We start from the raw sequence: 22,970 nt of genomic DNA on the forward strand, positions 1-22,970 counted from the left end.
GCTTTACAACTTCATCGAGAACGTAAAACAAAAGGGGTGTTTTACTTGAATAGAGCTGTAATTTTAGCAGGAGCAAGAACTGCATTTGGTAAATTTGGAGGTTCATTATCAGCATTACATGCAAGTGATTTAGGTGCGATTGCGATTAAAGGGGCATTAGAGAAAGCAAATCTTGCATCTGAGGAAGTAGATGAGGTAATTTTAGGTTCTGTTTTACAAGGGGGACAGGGTCAAATTCCTTCTCGACAGGCTGCGCTGAAGGCCAATTTACCAACAGCAGTAAAAACAGAAACAATCAATAAAGTTTGTGCGTCCGGGATGCGTGCAGTGACATTAGCAAATCAATTGATTCGTTTAGGGGACGAAGAAGTGGTTATTGCTGGTGGCATGGAATCTATGTCCAATGCGCCATATTATCTTCTGAATGGTCGAAATGGTTTGCGTATGGGAGATTCAACAATGGTAGATGGCATGCTTTATGATGGCTTAACATGTGCTTTCGATAAAGCGAGACCGCATATGGGCAGCTATGGTAATGCAACAGCTAAAGAATTCTCGCTAAGTCGAGAAGAACAGGATGCTTGGTCAGTTCGCAGTCATGAACGCGCACTAGCCGCAATTGAAAAAGGTTACTTTGCAGAAGAAATCGTACCAGTAGAGATTCCTCAACGAAAAGGTGAACCACTTGTTGTGGATACAGATGAGGCACCAAGAGCAGGTACGTCTTTGGAAATACTGGCGAAGTTAAAACCAGCCTTTGACAAGGATGGCACGATTACAGCAGGTAACGCACCTGGGGTTAACGACGGAGCATGTGCACTTGTCGTCATGAGTGAGGAACGTGCAAAACGTGAAGGTAGAGAACCATTGGCAGTAATCATTGGTCATGAAGAACTTGCGATTGAGCCAGAAAGCTTCCCACAAACACCAGGTCTTGTTATTAATAAATTACTGAAAAAGACCAATAAATCATTAGCAGATATTGATTTAATAGAAATCAATGAAGCCTTTGCAGCAGTCGCTTTAGTCAGCAAGCAGTTGGCAGATTTAGATGCAGAAAAAGTGAATGTTAATGGCGGTGCAGTTGCTTTAGGTCATCCTATTGGGGCATCTGGTGCACGCATTATATTAACACTTGCACAGGAATTGAAGCGTCGTGGCGGTGGTATCGGCATTGCTGCAATCTGTTCAGGCGGCGGTCAAGGTGATGCAATTATGATTGAAGTACCAAAAACAGGGGGACTGAACTAATGGGAATTCAAAAGGTAATGGTCATTGGTGCAGGGCAAATGGGCTCTGGTATTGCCCAGGTTTGTGCACAAGCAGGCTTTGATGTGAAATTGAACGATATCAAGCAAGAATTTTTCGAGCGTGGATTAGGGGTTATTACGAAAAATTTATCACGTGATGTAGAAAAGGGTCGTAAAACAGAAGATGAGAAGGCTGCTGTTCTAGGTCAAATTAGTATGTCACTAGATTTACAGGATGCTAGTGATGTAGATATTATCATTGAGGCAGCTGTAGAAAATATGGAAATTAAGCAATCCATCTTTAAGCAACTGGATGGCATTGCACCAGCACATGCTATTTTAGCTACGAATACATCTTCACTGCCTATTACAGAAATCGCAGCAGTAACAAATCGTCCAGAGCAAGTAATTGGTATGCACTTTATGAATCCTGTACCAGTTATGAAACTTGTCGAAATCATTCGGGGCTTAGCAACAACAGATGAAGTATACAAAGCTGTTGAAGAGATGACGGTCAAATTATCGAAAACACCAGTTGAAGTGAATGACTTCCCAGGATTTATTTCAAACCGAATCTTACTACCGATGATTAATGAAGCGATTTACGCACTCTATGAAGGTGTAGCTACGAAGGAAGCAATTGATGATGTAATGAAGCTTGGTATGAACCATCCAATGGGGCCATTAACATTGGCAGACTTCATTGGTTTGGATACTTGTCTTTACATCATGGAAATTTTACATGAGGGTCTAGGAGATAGTAAATATCGTCCTTGCCCACTGCTACGTAAATACGTTGCAGCAGGCTGGCTAGGTAAGAAATCAGGAAAAGGCTTTTACGTTTACGAATAATCCTATGGGGATGGGGTTATTTAGATGTTTGGGGACAACTTAGAGGGGTGACATTATAGATGCATTTGCAATTTACAGATGAGCAAATTATGATGCGCGATATGGTTCGTCAATTTGCTCAGGAAAAAATTCAACCATGGGTAGAGCGAATGGAAGCGGGAGAATTCCCACGTGAGCTTCTACAGCAAATGGGTGAACTTGGCTTAATGGGTATTACTACACCAGAAGACTTAGGTGGTTCTGGTATGGATTTTACATCGTATATAATTGCGATTAATGAACTATCAAAAGTAAGCGCTGTAATGGGCGTTATTTTATCGGTGCATACTTCGGTTGGAACAAATCCAATCATTTACTTTGGGAATGACGAACAAAAGAAACGTTATGTACCAAAACTTGCAGCAGGAGAATATTTAGGTGCATTTTGTTTAACGGAACCAGGTGCAGGCTCAGACGCTGGGTCTCTACAATCAAAGGCAGTGCGTGATGGCGATGAATATGTTATTAACGGCTCCAAAGTATTTATTACAAATGGTGGAGAGGCTGATGTATATATTGTATTTGCTTCCACTAACCCTGCTGAAAAAACAAAAGGTATTTCGGCATTTATTGTCGAAAAGGGGACACCTGGCTTAATCATCGGAAAAGATGAACATAAGATGGGCTTACATGGCTCACGTACTGTTCAGCTGACATTCGATAATTGTCGCATTCCAGCCGACAACCTACTTGGGGAAGAGGGAGAAGGCTTTAAAATTGCGATGGCCAATTTAGATGTTGGAAGAATTGGCATTGCGGCACAGGCTTTAGGAATTGCTGAAGCAGCACTAGAGGCGGCTACTGCTTATGCTAAAGAACGTATACAATTTGGCAAACCAATTGCTGCACAACAAGGTGTTGGCTTTAAGCTTGCTGATATGGCAACAGCTGTTGAATCGGCGAAACTATTAGTCTATCGCGCAGCAGATTTACGTGCAAAAGGTTTACCATGTGGAGCAGAAGCTTCAATGGCTAAACTTTTCTCATCACGAACAGCGGTACAAACGGCAATAGAAGCGGTTCAAGTATTCGGCGGCTACGGCTATACGGAAGATTATCCGGTAGAGCGCTATTTCCGCGATGCAAAGGTTACAGAAATCTATGAAGGTACAAGTGAAATTCAAAGACTAGTCATTAGTAAACATTTACTGAAATAAAGCCTGATGTTAGGAAGGGTACAAACCTCCAGAGAGGAAGACACGCTCATAAAGTGTGTTGATCCGCTCTAAAAAGTGAGAGAGGCGCTCAATTAAGAGAAGAAACCGCTCCAAAGTGGTAGAAATCCGCTCCTAGAAAGTGTAGACCCGCTCTAAAATAAGGGAAACCCGCTCAATCCAACCTAACAACAATCAGGTAACACAGAACAGAGTCTAATTAAAAAGGGGAAATGGACAATGAACTTTCAGTTAACAGAAGAGCATGAACAATTACGTGAAATGATTCGTGATTTTGCTATAAATGAAGTGGCGCCAACAGCTGCTGAACGTGACGAAAATGAAGAATTTGACCGTGCGATTTTCGATAAAATGGCGGAGCTTGGGTTAACTGGTATTCCATGGCCTGAGGAATATGGTGGTGCAGGATTTGACTACCTTGCATATGTCATTGCTGTCGAGGAACTATCACGTGTCTGTGCTTCGACTGGGGTAACATTATCTGCGCATACTTCACTGGCAGGCTGGCCACTTTACAAGTTTGGTTCAGAAGAACAAAAACAAAAATACCTTCGTCCAATGGCTGAAGGCAAACATATTGGTGCGTATGGTTTAACAGAACCAGGATCAGGTTCAGATGCAGGCGGCATGAAAACATATGCAAAACGTGATGGCGATGATTATATTTTAAATGGCTCAAAAATCTTTATTACGAATGGTGGAGTAGCAGATACTTATATTGTATTTGCAGTAACAGACCCAGAAGCAAAACATGGCACATCCGCATTTATCGTGGAAGCTGGGTTTGAAGGTTTCTCTGTAGGGAAGAAAGAAAAGAAATTAGGAATTCGTTCATCTCCAACAACAGAGATTATTTTTGATAACTGTCGTGTTCCAAAAGAAAATCTATTAGGTGCTGAAGGGGAAGGCTTTAAGATTGCCATGACGACACTGGACGGTGGACGTAATGGTATTGCGGCTCAAGCAGTAGGGATTGCACAGGGAGCATTAGATGCAGCCGTAGACTACGCCAAAGAACGTGTGCAATTTGGTAAACCAATCACTGCAAACCAAGGCATTTCCTTTAAATTAGCAGATATGGCAACTCAAATAGAGGCTTCTCGACTTCTTACATACCAGGCGGCTTGGTTAGAGTCTAATAACCTACCATATGGTAAGGCATCTGCAATGGCGAAATTAATGTCTGGCGATACGGCTATGAGTGTAACGACAGAGGCGGTTCAAGTATTTGGTGGCTATGGTTATACAAAAGATTATCCGGTAGAGCGCTTTATGCGCGATGCTAAAATTACACAAATTTATGAAGGTACGCAGGAGATTCAACGTCTTGTTATCTCGCGTATGCTAACGAAATAATCGATGGCTGAAAAAGATAAAAGGCCCCAAGTACAGTCAACTGTAAAAGATGAAAATTTAATCGCCATTCGTCGTGAACAAATGATTCAAGGAGCTATTAAGCTATTTAGAGAAAAAGGCTTTCATCGTGCCACGACGAGAGAGATTGCAAAAGCTGCTGGCTTTAGTATTGGTACTTTGTATGAGTACATCCGAACGAAAGAAGACGTTCTTTATCTTGTTTGTGATAGTATCTATCACCATGCAATGGAGCGACTTTCAAGTTATGAGATTAAAGCAGGAACAATTGATGAGTTGAAAGAAATGATTAGGGAATATTTCCTGCAAATTGATAGCATGGTTGATGAGCTAACAATCATGTATCAAGAAACAAAATCATTGTCCAAAGAAGCACAACGCTATGTCTTTAGTAAAGAGTTTGAAATGGTTGCCACATTTGAACGCTTGTTACAGCGATGTGTGCAGTCTGGCGAACTAACAATGACAGACAAGCAAATCCATTTAGCAGCCAATAACTTAGTTGTTTCAGGACAAAGCTGGGCGTTCCGCAAATGGGCATTACATCGTCAGCATTCCATTGACGAATTCATTGACATGCAAATCACTTTGTTCATTTCAGGCATAAAGGGGTTCTAATATTTTGTAAGGGGTTTGTCGGCAATTGCATATAGCGATATTGCAATTGTCGGCTTTTTTTATTCAATAAGGGGAGAGAGTGGGGATTTCATATGACAAAGGTAGAAGTATATCGTCCAAAAAATCACGTACGTTTTGTGACAGCATCAAGTCTTTTTGATGGACATGATGCTTCCGTCAATATTATGCGACGCATTTTACAATCGAGCGGTGTAGAAGTAATCCATTTAGGTCATAACCGTTCTGTTGAAGAAGTCGTGAATGCTGCGATACAAGAAGATGCACAAGGTATTGCAGTTTCTTCTTATCAAGGCGGGCATATGGAATACTTTAAATATATGTATGATTTACTGCGTGAAAAAGGGGCACCACATATAAAAATTTATGGCGGTGGTGGAGGAGTTATTTTACCGCGTGAAATTAAAGAGCTTCATACGTATGGCATTGCAGGGATATTCTCACCTGAGGATGGCCGTGTTTTAGGGCTACAAGGAATGATTAATGAGCAAATTAAAGGAACAGATTTTCCAACTGCAACGGGTAATTATTTAGAGAAATTAAAGTCCTTAACGCCGGAAACGCCAGAAATTTTAGCTAATCTAATAACAGCAGCTGAGTCAAATGACGACGAAGCTACGAAGGAAATGCTAGATGAGGTACGAAAGCTTTCAAAAGGTACACCAGTAATGGGGATTACAGGAACAGGTGGTGCAGGGAAATCTTCATTAACAGATGAACTGATTCGCCGCTTCCTAAAAGAATTCCCGGATAAACGTGTAGCCATTCTTTCAGTCGATCCAACAAAGCAAAAAACGGGTGGAGCATTGCTTGGGGATCGAATTCGTATGAATGCTATCTTTAATAACCGTGTTTATATGCGTAGTTTAGCAACACGTGGCTCTCGTACTGAATTATCTGCATCGATTGGTGATGTGCTAGATGTAGTACGTGTAGCAGGCTATGATCTAATCATCGTAGAAACAAGCGGTATTGGTCAAGGTGATGCCGAAATTACAAAGTACACGGATCTATCTATGTATGTCATGACAAGCGAATTTGGTGCGCCAACACAACTTGAGAAAATTGATATGATTGATTTTGCAGATGTTATTGCTATCAATAAATTTGAGCGAAAAGGCTCAGAGGATGCACTAAGACAAGTACAAAAACAATATCAACGTTCACGTGAGCTTTGGGATGAATCGCTTGATAATATGCCAGTTTACGGTACAATTGCTAGCCAATTCAATGACAAAGGAACAAATGCATTATTCGCAGCTCTCGTTAAAATTATTAACGAAAAAACAGGTTTTAATTGGGAAACAAGTTATGAGCAATTTGCTAAAACGCAAAAGCAAGATGTCATCATTCCAAACGATCGCCGTTATTATTTACGTGAAATTACAGACTCTGTTCGTGGCTATCATAAAAAATCAGAGCAACAGGTGGCATTTGCTCGTCGACTATTCCAATTAGAAGGCGCTATTGCAGCAGTGAAAGAAAAAGCGCCAGATGATGCACTTGTTGCATCGCTTACTTCTTTAGCAGAAGGTGTTAGGGATGAATTAACAGCAGAATCAAAACGTATATTGGACAATTGGCAGGCTTTAAAAGAAGCTTATGCTGGCGATGAATTTGTGACGAAAGTTCGTGATAAAGAAATTCGCACCATCCTTAAAACAACAAGTCTATCTGGCACAAAAATTCCAAAAGTGGCATTGCCGAAGTTTGAAGACTATGGTGAGATATTGCGTTGGGTTTATAAAGAAAATGTTCCTGGCGAATTCCCATATACGGCAGGTGTTTTCCAATTCAAACGTGAGGGTGAAGATCCGAAACGCCAATTTGCTGGCGAGGGGACACCAGAACGTACAAATAAACGCTTCCACTATTTATCAAAGGATGATGATGCAAAACGTTTATCTACAGCATTTGATTCGGTAACACTGTATGGTGAGGACCCAGATTACCGTCCAGATATTTATGGTAAAGTCGGGGAATCGGGTGTATCCATCTGTACACTTGAGGACATGAAGAAGCTGTATGCAGGCTTTGATTTATGTGCACCATCAACATCTGTATCGATGACAATTAATGGTCCAGCCCCTATTATTTTAGCAATGTTTATGAATACAGCAATCGATCAACAAGTTCAATTGCGTGAGCAAGAGCTAGGACGAACTTTGACAGTTGAAGAGTTTACCGAGACACGTGAAAAAACATTGCAGGTTGTACGTGGAACAGTGCAAGCAGATATTTTAAAGGAAGATCAAGGACAGAATACATGTATTTTCTCAACAGAGTTTGCTTTACGTATGATGGGCGATATTCAGCAATACTTTATTGACCATAAAGTACGTAACTACTATTCTGTTTCCATTTCGGGGTACCATATTGCGGAAGCTGGAGCAAATCCTATTTCCCAATTAGCCTTTACTTTAGCTAATGGCTTTACGTATGTAGAGTATTATTTAAGCCGTGGCATGAATATCAATGACTTTGCACCAAATCTATCATTCTTCTTCTCAAATGGACTGGATCCAGAATATACAGTAATTGGACGTGTTGCACGACGTATTTGGGCCATTGTTATGCGTGATAAATACGGTGCTAATGAGCGTGCTCAAAAGCTAAAATACCATATTCAAACATCTGGACGTAGTTTACACGCTCAGGAGATTGATTTTAATGATATTCGTACAACATTACAGGCATTGATGGCATTACAAGATAACTGTAACTCATTGCATACAAACGCCTATGATGAGGCCATTACTACACCTACTGAGGAATCCGTACGACGTGCGATGGCTATTCAAATGATTATTACAAAAGAGCATGGTCTAGCGAAAAATGAAAACCCACTACAAGGTGCGTTTATTGTTGAAGAATTGACAGACCTTGTGGAAGAAGCGGTTCTTGAAGAATTTGATCGTATCAATGATCGTGGCGGTGTGTTAGGTGCAATGGAAACACAATACCAAAGAGGTAAAATTCAAGAAGAATCCATGTACTATGAGATGTTAAAACATTCAGGGGAGTTACCAATCATTGGTGTTAATACTTACTTGAACCCAAATCCAGCTTCAGATGCTGATATAGATAATATGGAAATCGCTCGTGCATCGACAGAAGAAAAGGAAACGCAAATTCGCAATTTACAAACATTTTGGAGTGCACATGAAGAGGAAAGTGAAGCTGCGATTGCACGTTTACAAGAAGTGGCTGTCAATAATGGTAATATTTTTGCTGAGCTTATGGAATCAGTAAAAGTAGCAAGCTTAGGACAAATTACAAAAGCTTTATATGAAGTTGGCGGACAGTATCGTCGTAATATGTAAGTAGTGTCGTTCAAAACTGCTTGTTTTCTAACATTTTTTTCTAATTTATGTAACATGCTTCTCTAGTTTCTAGTGTCTAGTCTTAAGATTAGGCACTTCTTTTTATTTTCGCTATAATAGAAATGTAAAAAAAGGGGAGGCGCAGTAGAGGATGAGATCAGTTATTCACTACATAATTATATTAGCTTTAGTATTGGGAGCCATTTTCCTGTATAATAAGCAAATTGGCGCTATTCCTTTACTACTATTATCTGTCTATTTGTTTTATCTTGGAATAAAAAAAATGCGTAATATAAAAAACAGTAATTGAAGCTAGCAAAGGGGCTAAAACTTTGTATATAATGGGTATTATGCTTATTGTATGGAAAGAACCTTTTGCGTAGCCTTTTTTGCTGCGCTTGGAGAATAAAGCACCATGTAATTTTAAAACGTCCATTGTGATGAGGGAAAGGAAGTGCACGAATTGAATTTTCGTGAAATGACAAAGGAACAATTAACAGAAGAATCGTTAATTAACTTAGCTTATGCAATTTTAAATGAAAAACGTGCCTCAGTGTCTTTTAATGATTTATTAAAATTAATTCAAGAACTTGTGGGCTATAGTGATGCAGAAATGAAATCTCGTCTGTTACAATTTTATACAGATATGAATATTGATGGCCGCTTTTTATATAATCAGGAAGCAGGCTGGGGCTTACGTGAATGGTTTAAAGTAGAGCAAATTGAAGAAGAAACAGCACCTTCTGTTAAGACTCAAAAGAAAAAATCTAAAGCTGCCTTTGATGATGAAGATCTTGATGAGGATGTAGATTTAGAGGAAGAAGATATCGACTTTGATGAAGACTTTGAAGAGTTCATTGATGAAGAAGACCTTGAGGAAGAAGAAGATGAAAAAGAAGATATCGACTTTGACGATGAAGATCTAGAAGAAATTGATGAAGAAATCGATGAAGAGTTTATCGATGAAGAGGAAGAAGAATTTGATGAAGAAGAGGAAGAGGTCTAGCACAGTACTCTTAGAATTTTCTTTCTTTTAAGCTTGAAGCAAAAAATCTTGACTTCTATCACGGTTACGTTTAATCTTTTACTTGGGCTCCTTAAAAGAAGGAGAAAGACCGTGTATATAATACGCTCCCCCTGCAAACCTATGCAGGAGGAGCGTTTTTTTGTTTTTAACTTTATTCAGTTTAGTTCTCCCATACTTTTCATAACGATATGAATATAAATGTTTTTATTTATTCATGATGTATAGTAAACGGTGACTGAACAGTTGTTAGAGTTTTAAGGTTTAAAGGAAAGTGGAAAAGAGATAGAACCGATTACAGCTTCGAATCGACTACATTTTTGTAGACATTCTCGGCTTTTCTTTTTTTAGGGTATTAGAATATAAATGGTTCTGATCCCCCCTAAACGCACTAATATTTTAGAACATCATAAGGAGGAATTTATTCATGACGAAGTATATTTTTGTAACAGGTGGGGTTGTATCATCACTTGGAAAAGGGATTGTTGCAGCATCTCTAGGCCGTTTATTAAAAAACCGTGGTTTAGAAGTTACGATTCAAAAATTTGACCCATATATCAATATTGACCCAGGTACGATGAGCCCTTATCAACATGGGGAAGTTTTTGTAACAGATGATGGTGCTGAGGCTGATTTAGACTTAGGACACTATGAACGCTTTATTGATATTAACCTTGGGAAACATTCTACAGTAACTTCAGGTCGTGTTTACCAATCTGTATTACAGAAAGAACGTCGTGGTGATTACAACGGTGGAACAGTACAAGTAATTCCTCATATTACAAACGAAATTAAAGACCGTATCCAACGTGCTGGTCGAGAAACAAATGCTGACGTTGTGATTACTGAGGTTGGTGGAACAGTAGGGGATATTGAATCATTACCTTTCCTTGAAGCTATCCGTCAAATGAAAACGAACTTAGGTCATAACAATGTAATGTATATCCACTGTACACTAATTCCTTATATTAAAGCAGCTGGTGAACTTAAAACAAAACCTACGCAGCATTCTGTTAAAGAATTACGCTCTTTAGGTATCCAGCCAAATATTATCGTAGTCCGTACTGAACAAGAAGTACCACAAGAGATGAAAGAGAAATTAGCATTATTCTGTGATGTTCAACCACATGAAATTATTGAATCTCGTGATGCTGAGCATTTATATGAAGTACCATTAAACCTACATGCACAAGATATAGATGATATCGTTCTAGATCATTTTGGCATTGAAGCACCAGAGGCAGACATGGGAGAATGGCGTGACCTTGTAGAAAAAGTGAAGAACTTACCAAATAAAAGAAAGATAGCATTAGTAGGGAAATACGTAGAACTACAAGATGCATACATTTCTGTAGTTGAGGCATTAAAGCATGCAGGGTATGCATTTAATTCTGATATTGAAATTGACTGGATTAATGCAGAACACGTTGATGCAGATAACGTTACCTCTCTATTAAAAGGTGCTGACGCTATTTTAGTACCAGGTGGCTTTGGTGATCGCGGTGTTGAAGGTAAAATTTTAGCGACACAATATGCACGTGAAAATAATGTTCCTTTCCTAGGTATTTGTTTAGGTATGCAATTAGCAACAATAGAATTTGCACGTAATGTTCTTGGCTTGAAAGGTGCTCATTCTACAGAGCTTGATGCAAATACAGAGTATCCAATTATCGACTTCTTACCAGATCAAAATGATACTGTAGACATCGGTGGTACATTACGTTTAGGATTATATCCATGTAAATTAAAAGATGGTTCAAAAGCAAGCAATGCTTATGGCAAAGAGCTTGTTTATGAGCGTCATCGTCACCGCTATGAATTTAACAATGAATATCGTGAGGCAATGGAAGCAGCTGGCCTTGTCTTCTCAGGTACAAGCCCTGATGGCAAGTTGGTTGAAATTATTGAGCTACCAGAAAACAATTTCTTTGTAGCGTGTCAATTCCACCCAGAGCTAGTGTCACGTCCAAATCGTCCACAACCATTGTTCCGCGACTTTATCGGCGCAACATTTAAATAATCAAAAAGAGTTGTCTCGTGTATATCGAGACAACTCTTTTTAGTGTTGAAAAACAAAACAGTCAATTGAAAGGTAGAAATGGATTTCCGTTGCAGGCTACTTGCTTTCCTGTGGGCGAGCGCCGAATCGCTTCCTCCGCTACCGCTCCGTGCAGGGTTTCGCCTGTCTCGCTATCCCACGGGAGTCAAGTAGCCTTCCACTTCAACCCACTAACTTTTTAGCAAAGGTTTTCAAATAAAGTGAAGGTGTTCTCTACTCTTTATGAAGAGGTGTTGTCACGCATCACTTCTCCACATTGAAAATAAGAGTTTATCCCCTCTAAGAATACAAATCATGGGCTATTTTGATCGCTACCGCTAGTATGAAAAATGAGGAAAAGACACTTTGCAGAATGGTTGATTGGAGTGGAGCCAGCGTCACTCCTAGGGGATTTAGCGTCACAGAGGAGACCCTGGAGCGAACGGAAGTGAGTGAAGCGGCTCCTCGGACGCCCCTGGAAAGGACGCTGGCGGAACGGAAATCAACCCCTCACCTTGCAAAGTTGCTTTTTCTGCCGTTGACATCATCTTTTTTCAACAACTCTTTTTAAATAGATGATTACAGTTCTTCTTCATCAAACCCAATCATTTCATCATAAGCAATTTTGACAGCTTCATATACAAATAGACCTGCAAGTGCATGTGGTACAACAATCCGTTGACCTAAATCATTAGGCAATAAACCGCCTTTAATGCGTGTAGAAACATATGTGTAGGCTAAATCTGCAAGAGGGTTATCTACACTGGCTATTTCACTAGCCACAGCCGCGAAGGGAATAAATTGTGTATTTAATTTTTGAGCTAACACTAGTGCTTCTTCATCGTGTGCACTTCGAGTAAAAATGCAAACACGATCAGCTTCTGTTAAGCTTGTGTCTGAAGTCCAAGGTGCTAACTTGCTAAACGGTTCAACTGCATGAAGTGCATTTAATTCCACAATCTGCATTTCCCCAAAGCAAGCAAAATAGACAGTTCCTTGGCCAATGGCGGCTTGCGCCAATAACCTTGCAGTCTCCTCAATAGCTTCTTCTTCATTTTGTGTAATTCTTTGTAATAATCCACTTAATTGTGTTGTTAGAATTTTTGACATGTTCCCACCTCTATTCATATTATAGGGGGTAAAAGGTAGAAAGCAAAAGCAGATAATTTATAATACTAGAAGGTATTAAGCTAAAAAAGGAGAATTATACATAATAAAGAAAGTTTTTGTGTAAGAATAAAACTAAAAAGGGCGGAATGAAATGTGAAACGATTACTAATTGTCGATGATCAGCAGGGGATTCGTTTACTTTTAAATGAAGTGCTGAAAAAGGAAGGATATCTTACATATTTAGCAGCTAATGGTTCAGAGGCATTAAAGTATGCAGACGAACAAGAGATGGATTGTGTTTTACTGGACATGAAAATTCCAGGAATGGATGGTATTGAAATTTTGAGACGTTTAAAAGAAAAATTTCCAAAGCTTCCTGTCTTTATGATGACAGCATATGGCGAGTTGGATGTTGTGCAAGAAGCGTTAGAACTAGGAGCCATTCGTTACTTTACGAAACCGTTTGATATTTTCGAAGTGCGTGATGAGGTAAATAAAGCTTTACAAGTTTAAAAAGCAGGCGGTGGACACACGGCCTGTTTTTTTATGTTGATATAAGACGAATTGGAATGGATATTTCGTTACACTGCACTTCGTCGACCCTGCCGCTCCGTTATACTACGCTTTCGGGTAGAAAATAATAGCCCCTGCTTTTCAGGGGCTATTATTTTTGCTATGATTGAGGGGCATGTTTATGTAGAAATAATAGTCCTATGAGGAGGATTTTTAGTATGGCATTAGTATCTATGAAAGAGATGTTAATTAAAGCAAAAGCAGAAGGTTATGCTGTTGGTCAATTCAACATTAACAACCTTGAATGGACTCAAGCAATTTTACAAGCAGCTGAAGAAGAAAAATCTCCAGTGATTCTTGGTGTTTCTGAAGGTGCAGGTAAATATATGGGCGGATTTATTTCTGTTGTTCATATGGTAAAAGGTTTAATGGAATCTTACGGTACTACAGTTCCTGTAGCGATCCATCTTGACCATGGTTCTAGCTTTGCAAAATGTAAAGAAGCAATTGATGCAGGCTTTACTTCCGTGATGATTGATGCATCACATCATTCATTTGAGGAAAATGTGAAAATTACTTCAGAAGTAGTAGAATACGCACATGCTAAAGGCGTTTCTGTGGAAGCAGAATTAGGAACAGTTGGTGGAGATGAAGATGGCGTAATCGGTGGTATTATTTACGCTGATCCAGAAGAATGCCGCAAAATGGTTGAACTAACAGACATCGACTGCTTAGCACCAGCACTTGGCTCTGTACACGGTCCTTACAAAGGAGAGCCAAACTTAGGCTTTAAGGAAATGGAGGAAATCTCTAAATTGGCAGATCTTCCACTTGTTTTACATGGTGGTACAGGTATCCCAACAAAAGATATCCAACGTTCTATTTCATTAGGTACGGCTAAAATCAACGTCAATACTGAAAATCAAATTGAAGCAACAAAAGCAATTCGTGAAATTCTTGACAACGACAAAGTTGTTTACGATCCTCGTAAATTCCTTGGTCCAGCACGTGAAGCCATTAAAGCAACGGTTATTGGTAAAATTCGTGAATTTGGAAGTGCACAAAAAGCATAATTTTTGCATTTAATATGTTACAAAAGCATAGAAAAATACACATAATAAGAGAAGTGTTGATGCTTTCAATCGACCTTCTCTTGTTTTTGAAATAAAGAAATTTTGGAAAATATTTAATAATATAAGAAAAATGATCAGGAGGAAATAGTATGAAATTTTTCATTGATACAGCAAATTTTGAAGAGATTAAAGAGGCACATGCATGGGGTATTTTATCAGGAGTGACGACAAACCCATCATTAGTTGCTAAAGAAGAGAATGTTTCTTTCCATGATCGTCTTCGCGAAATCGCTGAGCTTGTTGATGGCTCTGTAAGTGGGGAAGTTATTGCACTTGATGCAGAAGGTATGATTAAAGAAGGTTTGGAATTAGCTGCTATTGCTCCAAACATTACAGTAAAACTACCAATGACACCTGCTGGATTAGAGGCATGTCGTTTCTTTGCAAATAAAGGTATTAAAACAAACGTGACATTAATCTTTAGTGCAAACCAAGCATTGATGGCTGCGCGTGCAGGTGCTACATACGTATCACCATTTATCGGCCGTTTAGATGATATTGGTCAAAATGGTGTTGAGTTAATTGAAACAATTGCAGATATTTTTACAATTCATAATATCGATACGCAAATTATTGCTGCCTCTGTTCGTCATCCGCAACACGTTACAGCAGCAGCTTTAGCAGGTGCACATATTTCAACGACTCCGTTTAAAGTATTAAAGCAGCTTTTCCACCATCCATTAACTGAAAAAGGAATTGAAGGATTTTTAGCGGATTGGAATAAGAGAAAAGGCGAATAATAAGATTATAAAGTGTGTCAATTGCAAAAATACTACTTTCCAATCATGAGGGAGAACGCAAAATGGATGTTTATAAAATTACTGGCGAAAATCGTCTACAAGGTACAATCAAAGTTAGTGGTGCAAAAAATAGTGCAGTCGCCTTAATTCCTGCATCAATTTTGGCGAACTCTCCAGTGACTATTGGAGGGATACCCGAAATTTCAGATGCTTGGACGTTAAAGGCTTTATTAGAGGAAATTGGTGGGGAAGTTTCGTTTGAGAATGGGAAAATGACAATCGATCCATCAGAGATGATTGCATTACCTTTACCAAATGGCAACGTAAAAAAGTTACGCGCTTCTTATTATTTAATGGGCGCTATGCTTGGACGTTTCAAAAAGGCAGTCATTGGTTTACCAGGAGGCTGTTTTTTAGGACCACGCCCTATTGATCAACATATAAAAGGCTTTGAGGCTTTAGGAGCTAAAATCACCAATGAACATGGAGCCATTTATTTACGTGCAGATGAGTTAATTGGGGCAAAAATTTATTTAGATGTGGCAAGTGTCGGTGCAACTATTAATATTATGCTTGCTGCTGTACTTGCTAAGGGACGTACTGTCATTGAAAATGCTGCAAAAGAACCTGAAATAATTGATGTAGCGACACTTCTAACGAATATGGGTGCCAATATTAAAGGTGCAGGTACAAGTGTCATTCGTATTGAAGGCGTAGAAGAGCTGCATGGTACTGAGCATACGATTATACCAGATCGCATTGAAGCCTCCACATTTTTGATTATGGCTGCAGCAGTCGGTGATGGTATTACAATTGATAACGTTATCCCACTGCATTTAGAAGCCATCATTGCCAAGCTTCGTGAAATGGGTGTGAAATTCGAAATCGGTGAAGAAAGTATTTATGTACCAAAAACAGATCTCTCCACATTACAGGCAGTGGATGTCAAAACATTGGTATATCCTGGGTTACCAACAGATATTCAGCAACCACTGGCCGTGTTAATGTCACAAGCATTCGGTTCCTCAAAAGTAACAGATACTATTTATACAGCTCGATTTAAGCATATCGATGAGCTTCGTCGTATGAATGCAGATGCTCGTGTAGAAGGAAACACAGCGATTATTAAAGGGCCAAGTAAATTACATGGCTCAACCGTAACAGCTACAGATCTTCGCGCTGGAGCAGCTTTAGTATTAGCTGGACTCTTAGCGGAAGGAGAAACTGAGATTCAGGATATCTATCATATCGAACGTGGCTATAGCTCACTTATTGAGAAATTACGTGATTTAGGCGCTGATATTCGACGTGAAACAATCATGGCACGTGTAGCTGAAACAAAGGAATAATGAGAGCTAAAAGTTTTCAACCAATTATGTTACAATAGAGGTAATTTGAATGTTTTGGCACATAAAGATGCCGATAACGGGAGGCAAAGCAACAATGGAACGTAGTTTATCGATGGAAGTAGTACGAGTAACAGAAGCAGCAGCAATCGCATCCGGGAAATGGATGGGACGCGGTTTAAAAATTGAGGCAGATGATGCAGCAACAACAGCGATGCGAAAAATGTTCGATACAATTCCAATGCATGCTACAGTAGTAATTGGTGAAGGTGAAATGGATGAAGCGCCAATGCTTTATATTGGTGAAGAACTTGGTTTACGAAATGGTGGTCCAAAAGTAGATATTGCAGTGGATCCTTTAGAAGGTACAAATATTGTGGCAAAAGGTACTAATGGTGCAATGACAGTTCTTGCTATTGCAGACAAAGGGAATCTGTTAAATGCACCAGATATGTACATGGAGAAAATTGCTGTAGGACCAGAAGCAGCAGGCAAAGTAGATATCAATGCTTCAGTCACTTATAACTTATTACAAGTAGCAAAAGCTAAAAATAAAGATATTTCTGATGTTGTGGCTACTCTTTTAGATCGACCACGTCACCAAGCGATTGTTGATGAAATTCGTGAGGCTGGTGCACGTATTAAATTTATCCAAGATGGCGATGTTGGCGCAGCAATCAATACGGCCTTTGATGAAACAGGTATTGATATTATGTTTGGAACAGGCGGCGCACCTGAGGGTGTTATTGCGGCTGTAGCCTTAAAATGCCTTGGTGGAGATTTCCAAGCAAAACTAGTACCTGAAGATGAAGAACAATTAGAACGCTGCACAAAAATGGGTGTGGATGTTGAAAAAGTTCTTTATTTAGATGACCTAGTAAAAGGTGACGATGCTATTTTTGCAGCGACAGCTGTAACAGATTGCGAGCTTTTAAAGGGTGTACAATATAAAGGTGCTTATGCCTTAACCCATTCAGTAGTTATGCGTGCTAAATCTGGTACGGTTCGCTTTGTTGAAGGCCGTCACGCTCTTGAGAAAAAACCTAGATATTAATGTTATTTTCTTCTAAAATATACCTAGTACATCTTTTGTGCTAGGTACCTTCTTCTTAAAATAACCATCCCATATTTTTAAGGCTATGTTTAGTTATATGGTGGAAAGTATATCAATAGTTATTGTTAAACTGAGGCAGCCATATAAGCAATAGCAGAGCCGATCGTAAACTTCAATGATAACCCCATAAAATTGTATTATATTTTGAAAAAGACTGGAGTTGTGCATATGTCTGCATTGACAATCGCTCAATTAGAAAACATGACGTTAAAAGAGCTTTACGCCCTTGCACGCCAATATAAAATTTCATATTATAGCAAGCTAACGAAAAAAGAATTAATATTTGCTATTTTGAAAACGCGTTCAGAGCAAGAGGGCTATTTCTTTATGGAAGGCGTACTAGAAATTGTTTCGCAAGAGGGCTTTGGCTTCCTACGACCAATCAACTACTCACCAAGTAAAGAAGATATTTATATTTCTGCATCCCAAATCCGTCGCTTTGACTTACGTAATGGGGACAAGGTGTCAGGAAAGGTGCGACCACCAAAGGAAAATGAACGCTATTATGGCCTATTACAAGTAGATGCTGTCAATGGTGAAGATCCTGAGGTAGCGAAGGAACGTGTTCATTTTCCAGCACTAACCCCTTTATATCCAAATCGACAAATTAAGCTTGAAACAAACCAACGCAATTTATCGACACGTATAATGGATTTAGTGGCACCTGTAGGCTTTGGACAACGTGGTTTAATTGTGGCTCCGCCAAAGGCAGGGAAAACGTCTTTATTAAAAGAGATCGCGAACGCTATTACAACCAATCATCCACAAGCGGAGTTGATTGTCTTACTGATTGATGAACGTCCTGAGGAAGTGACAGATATTGAACGGTCTGTCAATGCAGATGTTGTCAGCTCGACATTTGATGAAGTACCTGAGAACCACGTGAAAGTGGCTGAAATAGTATTAGAACGTGCACGACGTTTAGTGGAACATAAGCGTGATGTAATTATTTTAATGGACTCCATTACACGTTTAGCGCGTGCTTATAACTTGGTAATTCCTCCAAGTGGACGTACACTTTCTGGTGGTATTGATCCTGCAGCATTCCATAGACCAAAACGTTTCTTTGGTTCAGCTCGTAATATTGAAGAAGGTGGTAGTTTAACAATTTTAGCGACCGCTTTAGTAGATACAGGGTCTCGTATGGATGAAGTTATCTATGAAGAATTTAAGGGAACAGGGAACTTAGAGCTTCATCTTGATCGTCAGTTAGCAGAACGCCGTATATTCCCTGCGCTTGATATTCGTCGTTCAGGTACACGTAAAGAAGAGCTTCTTCTTGAGCCAGAACAACTTGAAAAACTATGGGCAATTCGTAAAACATTTTCTGATGCACCTGATTTTGCAGAGCGCTTCCTGAAAAAAATACGTACCACAAAATCAAATGAAGAATTTTTTGAAAAGCTGAACGAAGATATGAAAAAAGCAACAAAAGGTAAGGGGCTTTTATAAAAGGCATCACCATTGACGAGCAAATTGTCAATGGTGATTTTTTTGTATAAGTTTTATTTTATAAATGTATATTGAAATTGATAATCATTATCAATATAATAGTAAGTAAATATGTATTTTGAAGGAGACGAAGATGAATTATGATGCCTATATGCTTCTTTGGCAAAATGCATTTATCCAGTTGAAGCAAATCGATTACATAAATAAATCAGATGTTCATGTGTCAAAGGTTTTAACATATAGCTCGTTTCTTATTGTCACAGCAGGTGTTGCACAGATTGTCATTGATGATCAACCCTATCATGTGCAGCGCTTCAGTATTTTTCATATAGGAAAATCTCAATGTCTTCAGATTACAGCACAACAGAGTGTTAGCTATTTTCTCATTAGCTATAAAGGGGATGTCATGTACAAAGATGCTTTTATGCAACATTTGCACATGCACTATCAACCATTTCAAACACATTTCTCTTGTGTACCCGCTAATCCGATCGTCATTCACAGTATCCTTCAAGATATGTACAGTAAATGGCAATCTGGCTCTATTCAGGAGCATTTATCCGTAAAGGCCTCCTTCTATGAGCTTATCTACCATGTCTTTCGAGAATTAGCGGAAGGGCAAGGGAAACCACATGAGATGGATAAGGCAGAATCTGCACGATTGTTTATTAAGCAACACATTCATCAACCACTATCTATACAGACATTAGCAGATATGCTTCAGATTAGTACACGGCATTTATTACGCATCTTTAAAGCGCGTTATGAAATAGGTCCACAAATTTATTTACAACAATTGAGAATAGAGCAAGCTAAGCAGTATTTACTAACCAATCAATATGGCATAAAAGAAATTGCCATTTCTCTTGGGTTTGAAGATGAATATTATTTTAGTCGTGCTTTTAAAAAAGCAACAAATATGGCTCCAAGTAGCTTTAGGCTGAAATATACAGCTAGTATATCCGAAATTGCCATTACAAATGAGAATCATTTTCAATACAATAATAATCAGCTCGCGCAAGCAAAACGATTTGAGAATGGAGAAAATGAAATCATGATGAGCAAGATGATTCAGCATATAAAGCTACCTTTTTTACTAGGCCTGATTGTGTTACTGGCAGCATGTAATGAAGATACGAGCCAATCTAAGGTTGACGAACAAACTTCGCCTGATACGGCAGAGACTAGAACCGTAACAGATGATAGTGGACGCGAAGTAGAAATTCCAGTAAAGGCAGAGAGAATCGTAACCGATTGGTATCTTGGGCAAATTTTAGCGTTAGATGTTGTACCAGTTGGAGGCGTCACGGCTAACCTTGATTATGCAGCTTTCTTAAAGCAACACTATAAGGATGGGGAAATTACGAATATTGGTACAGATGGTAAGGTATCATTAGAAAAAGTTTTAGAGTTAAAGCCAGACTTGATTATTACTTGGAATGTGGAAGATGTAGCGAAATATGAAAAAATTGCCCCGACAATTGTCTTCGCTGAAGATGCCCATCAATCAGCGATTGAGGAGATTAAGGCAATGGGGAATTACTTAGGAAGACAAGAAGAGGCTAAGGCCTTTACAAAAGAATTTGAAGATCGTATAGCAAGAGCTAAAGAAAAAATCATGGATGTGATTCCAGAAGGATCCACATTTACTATTTATGAAATGTTTGAAAAAAATGCAACGATTGTAGGGCAATCAAGTGTATCGGGCGGTAGAGCGCTCTATCAAATTTTGGGCATGAAACCTCAAGAAAAGGTGCAGGAGATTTTTGATACAAAGGAAGCAAGTAATGGACGTTATGAGATTTCCTATGAAGTAGTAGGTGATTATGTAGGTGACTATAACTTCATGATTAATTTCTTTAACAAAGATGGCCAGTTGCCAGCAACATGGACAAATTTAGATGTCGTTAAAAATAATCAAGTATTAGAGCTTCCATCTGAATATTATTTTGCTTCTGATCCGCTCTCTGGCTTACATCAAGCTGAAGAACTAGCTGACAAAATAGTTGATTTTACGAAGGCTCATCAACAATAACTGAGAAAACATGAGAGCTATAGTTGATAGCTCATTTATTAGATACGTAAAACGAGATCACAATAGGAGGCTACACCATGTTATTACGGCGCTTTTTTTCATATTATAGGCCCTATAAAGGCTTATTTATTTTAGATTTTAGCTGTGCCATATTAGTGGCACTAATCGAGCTAGCGTTTCCAATTGTTTTAAATAAGGTAATAGATGATATTCTGCCAGATGGGGAAATAAAGTGGATCATTATGGCAAGTTTGTTGCTGTTTGGATTATACATTTTTAACTCCATTCTTCATTTTATCGTTTCGTATTGGGGACATATGCTGGGCATTAATATAGAGACGGATATGAGAAAAGAATCCTTCAGCCATGTACAAAAGCTATCCTTTAGATATTTTGATAACAATAAAACAGGGCATCTTGTTTCTCGTTTAACGAATGACTTAATGGATATTGGCGAACTTGCTCACCATGGTCCAGAGGATATCTTTATTGCAGCAATGACGATTATTGGAACATTCGGTGTCATGTACTATATTGATCCAACCTTTACGATTCTTATTTTCCTACTAGTACCGATCATCTTAATTTTAACCATTATTTTTGGTAAATTAATGTCCAAAGCATTCCGTCAAATGTTTGGAGATATCGCAGATTTCAATGCACGTGTTGAAAACAATGTAAGTGGTATTCGTGTTGTACAGGCTTTTACAAATGAGGATCATGAGATTAAACGCTTTAAAGTAAATAATGAAAGATTCCGTATGACAAAGCTGTTCTCCTATAAAGTAATGGCTTGGAATGAAGCTATTTCAGGCATACTCACGAAGGTCTTATCACTCTTCACTTTATCTGTAGGAGCGTATTTTGTGTTAAATGGACATTTAACAAATGGTGATTTTATCGCATTTATTTTACTGTCAGGCATTCTCTTAGGCCCGATTAACAAAATCAATATGTTTATAGAAAGCTATCCGAAAGGTATGGCAGGATTTAGACGGTATATCGAATTTCTAGAAACGGAACCTGAAATTGCTGATCGTCCAGAGGCAAAAGCGGTTGAGGAAATTGAGGGCGCCATTACTTTCTCAAATGTATCGTTTGGCTACGCTGCCAATAATCGTGCCCTACATCATATTAATTTAAAAGTAAATCCTGGTGAAACCGTTGCCTTGGTAGGTCCATCTGGTGCAGGGAAATCTACAATCTGTAGTTTATTGCCACGTTTTTATGAAGTAAATGAAGGTTCCATCAAAATTGATGGTATTGATATACGAGATTTTAAACTGCAATCTTTACGTTCGCATATTGGGATTGTTCAGCAAGATGTCTTTTTATTCGATGGTACCATTCGTGAAAACATAGCCTATGGTGATTTAAATGCCAGTGAAGAAGATATTTGGTATGCCGCACAACGAGCACAACTGACAGATGTGATCAATGCTTTACCAGAGGGCATGGATACATTAATTGGTGAGCGTGGCGTGAAATTATCAGGTGGTCAAAAACAACGATTATCGATTGCCCGTATTTTCTTGAAAAACCCAAAAATCTTAATACTGGATGAAGCAACATCTGCATTGGACACAGAAACAGAACAAGCTATCCAGCAAGCCCTAAACGAGCTTTCCATCGGTCGTACTACATTAGTGATTGCCCATCGCTTAGCAACAATTAAGGATGCAGACAGAATTGTCGTTGTATCGAAAAAGGGCATCATTGAAGAGGGCACACACGAGCAATTAATGGAACGCCAAAATGCATATTATGGCTTGTATACAGCTCAATTCGGTTTACAAATTTAAAATCAATAGCATTC

General features: G+C 38.9%; 17 protein-coding genes. 16 read left to right on the forward strand and 1 reads right to left on the reverse strand.

The genetic code is table 11. From position 1 onward, the window contains the following. The first annotated feature begins 45 nt into the window (after positions 1–45). From MHB40_RS02700 to MHB40_RS02735, 8 genes are all read left to right on the forward strand, one after another. Complete coding sequence (locus MHB40_RS02700; protein WP_205446776.1) at positions 46–1,251, forward strand: acetyl-CoA C-acetyltransferase; 1,206 nt, start codon at positions 46–48, stop codon at positions 1,249–1,251. Beyond that, positions 1,251–2,102, forward strand: a complete 852-nt coding sequence (locus MHB40_RS02705; protein WP_342533841.1) for a 3-hydroxybutyryl-CoA dehydrogenase — start codon at positions 1,251–1,253, stop codon at positions 2,100–2,102. The genes MHB40_RS02700 and MHB40_RS02705 overlap by 1 nt, the downstream gene beginning before the upstream one ends. 59 nt (positions 2,103–2,161) lie before the next feature. Further along, the gene (locus tag MHB40_RS02710) at positions 2,162–3,298 is read left to right on the forward strand and encodes an acyl-CoA dehydrogenase (RefSeq protein ID WP_342533842.1); all 1,137 of its coding nucleotides are present in this window, start codon (positions 2,162–2,164) and stop codon (positions 3,296–3,298) included. Between the two features lie 237 nt (positions 3,299–3,535). Beyond that, positions 3,536–4,672, forward strand: a complete 1,137-nt coding sequence (locus tag MHB40_RS02715; RefSeq protein ID WP_205446783.1) for an acyl-CoA dehydrogenase — start codon at positions 3,536–3,538, stop codon at positions 4,670–4,672. A 3-nt stretch (positions 4,673–4,675) separates the two neighbouring features. Continuing rightward, on the forward strand, positions 4,676–5,308 hold the full coding sequence (locus tag MHB40_RS02720) for a TetR/AcrR family transcriptional regulator (RefSeq protein ID WP_342533843.1): 633 nt from the start codon (positions 4,676–4,678) through the stop codon (positions 5,306–5,308). Positions 5,309–5,400: 92 nt separating this feature from the next. Next, positions 5,401–8,649, forward strand: coding sequence for a fused isobutyryl-CoA mutase/GTPase IcmF (gene icmF / locus MHB40_RS02725; protein WP_342533844.1), 3,249 nt, complete (start codon positions 5,401–5,403; stop codon positions 8,647–8,649). 463 nt (positions 8,650–9,112) lie between these two features. After that, positions 9,113–9,655, forward strand: a complete 543-nt coding sequence (rpoE, locus tag MHB40_RS02730; RefSeq protein WP_205446789.1) for a DNA-directed RNA polymerase subunit delta — start codon at positions 9,113–9,115, stop codon at positions 9,653–9,655. A 445-nt stretch (positions 9,656–10,100) separates the two neighbouring features. After that, positions 10,101–11,693, forward strand: coding sequence for a CTP synthase (locus tag MHB40_RS02735; RefSeq protein WP_205446791.1), 1,593 nt, complete (start codon positions 10,101–10,103; stop codon positions 11,691–11,693). 597 nt (positions 11,694–12,290) lie between these two features. Here the strand turns inward: MHB40_RS02735 and MHB40_RS02740 are convergent. After that, a complete protein-coding gene (locus MHB40_RS02740; RefSeq protein ID WP_342533845.1) occupies positions 12,291–12,821 on the reverse strand; it encodes a DUF2529 family protein in 531 nt (176 codons plus the stop codon). 153 nt (positions 12,822–12,974) lie between these two features. Here MHB40_RS02740 and MHB40_RS02745 point away from each other — a divergent pair, with 153 nt between their 5' ends. From MHB40_RS02745 to MHB40_RS02780, 8 genes are all read left to right on the forward strand, one after another. Further along, positions 12,975–13,334 (forward strand): response regulator, encoded by a 360-nt coding sequence (locus tag MHB40_RS02745; RefSeq protein ID WP_205446795.1) that lies wholly within the window; start codon positions 12,975–12,977, stop codon positions 13,332–13,334. 218 nt (positions 13,335–13,552) lie between these two features. Beyond that, positions 13,553–14,407, forward strand: coding sequence for a class II fructose-bisphosphate aldolase (locus MHB40_RS02750; RefSeq protein WP_205446796.1), 855 nt, complete (start codon positions 13,553–13,555; stop codon positions 14,405–14,407). Positions 14,408–14,556: 149 nt separating this feature from the next. Next, positions 14,557–15,207, forward strand: coding sequence for a fructose-6-phosphate aldolase (gene fsa / locus MHB40_RS02755; RefSeq protein ID WP_004269447.1), 651 nt, complete (start codon positions 14,557–14,559; stop codon positions 15,205–15,207). Between the two features lie 62 nt (positions 15,208–15,269). Next, complete coding sequence (locus tag MHB40_RS02760) at positions 15,270–16,556, forward strand: UDP-N-acetylglucosamine 1-carboxyvinyltransferase (protein ID WP_205446799.1); 1,287 nt, start codon at positions 15,270–15,272, stop codon at positions 16,554–16,556. Positions 16,557–16,650: 94 nt separating this feature from the next. Continuing rightward, positions 16,651–17,607, forward strand: coding sequence for a class II fructose-bisphosphatase (glpX, locus tag MHB40_RS02765; RefSeq protein WP_004269449.1), 957 nt, complete (start codon positions 16,651–16,653; stop codon positions 17,605–17,607). A 228-nt stretch (positions 17,608–17,835) separates the two neighbouring features. Further along, a complete protein-coding gene (gene rho, locus MHB40_RS02770) occupies positions 17,836–19,119 on the forward strand; it encodes a transcription termination factor Rho (protein ID WP_205446801.1) in 1,284 nt (427 codons plus the stop codon). A gap of 133 nt (positions 19,120–19,252) precedes the next feature. After that, the gene (locus MHB40_RS02775; RefSeq protein WP_342533846.1) at positions 19,253–21,154 is read left to right on the forward strand and encodes an AraC family transcriptional regulator; all 1,902 of its coding nucleotides are present in this window, start codon (positions 19,253–19,255) and stop codon (positions 21,152–21,154) included. A gap of 77 nt (positions 21,155–21,231) precedes the next feature. Continuing rightward, positions 21,232–22,956, forward strand: a complete 1,725-nt coding sequence (locus MHB40_RS02780; protein WP_342533847.1) for an ABC transporter ATP-binding protein — start codon at positions 21,232–21,234, stop codon at positions 22,954–22,956. Positions 22,957–22,970: the final 14 nt, after the last annotated feature.

This window comes from Lysinibacillus sp. FSL K6-0057, assembly GCF_038630885.1.
Taxonomy (GTDB): Bacteria; Bacillota; Bacilli; order Bacillales_A; family Planococcaceae; genus Lysinibacillus; species Lysinibacillus fusiformis_F.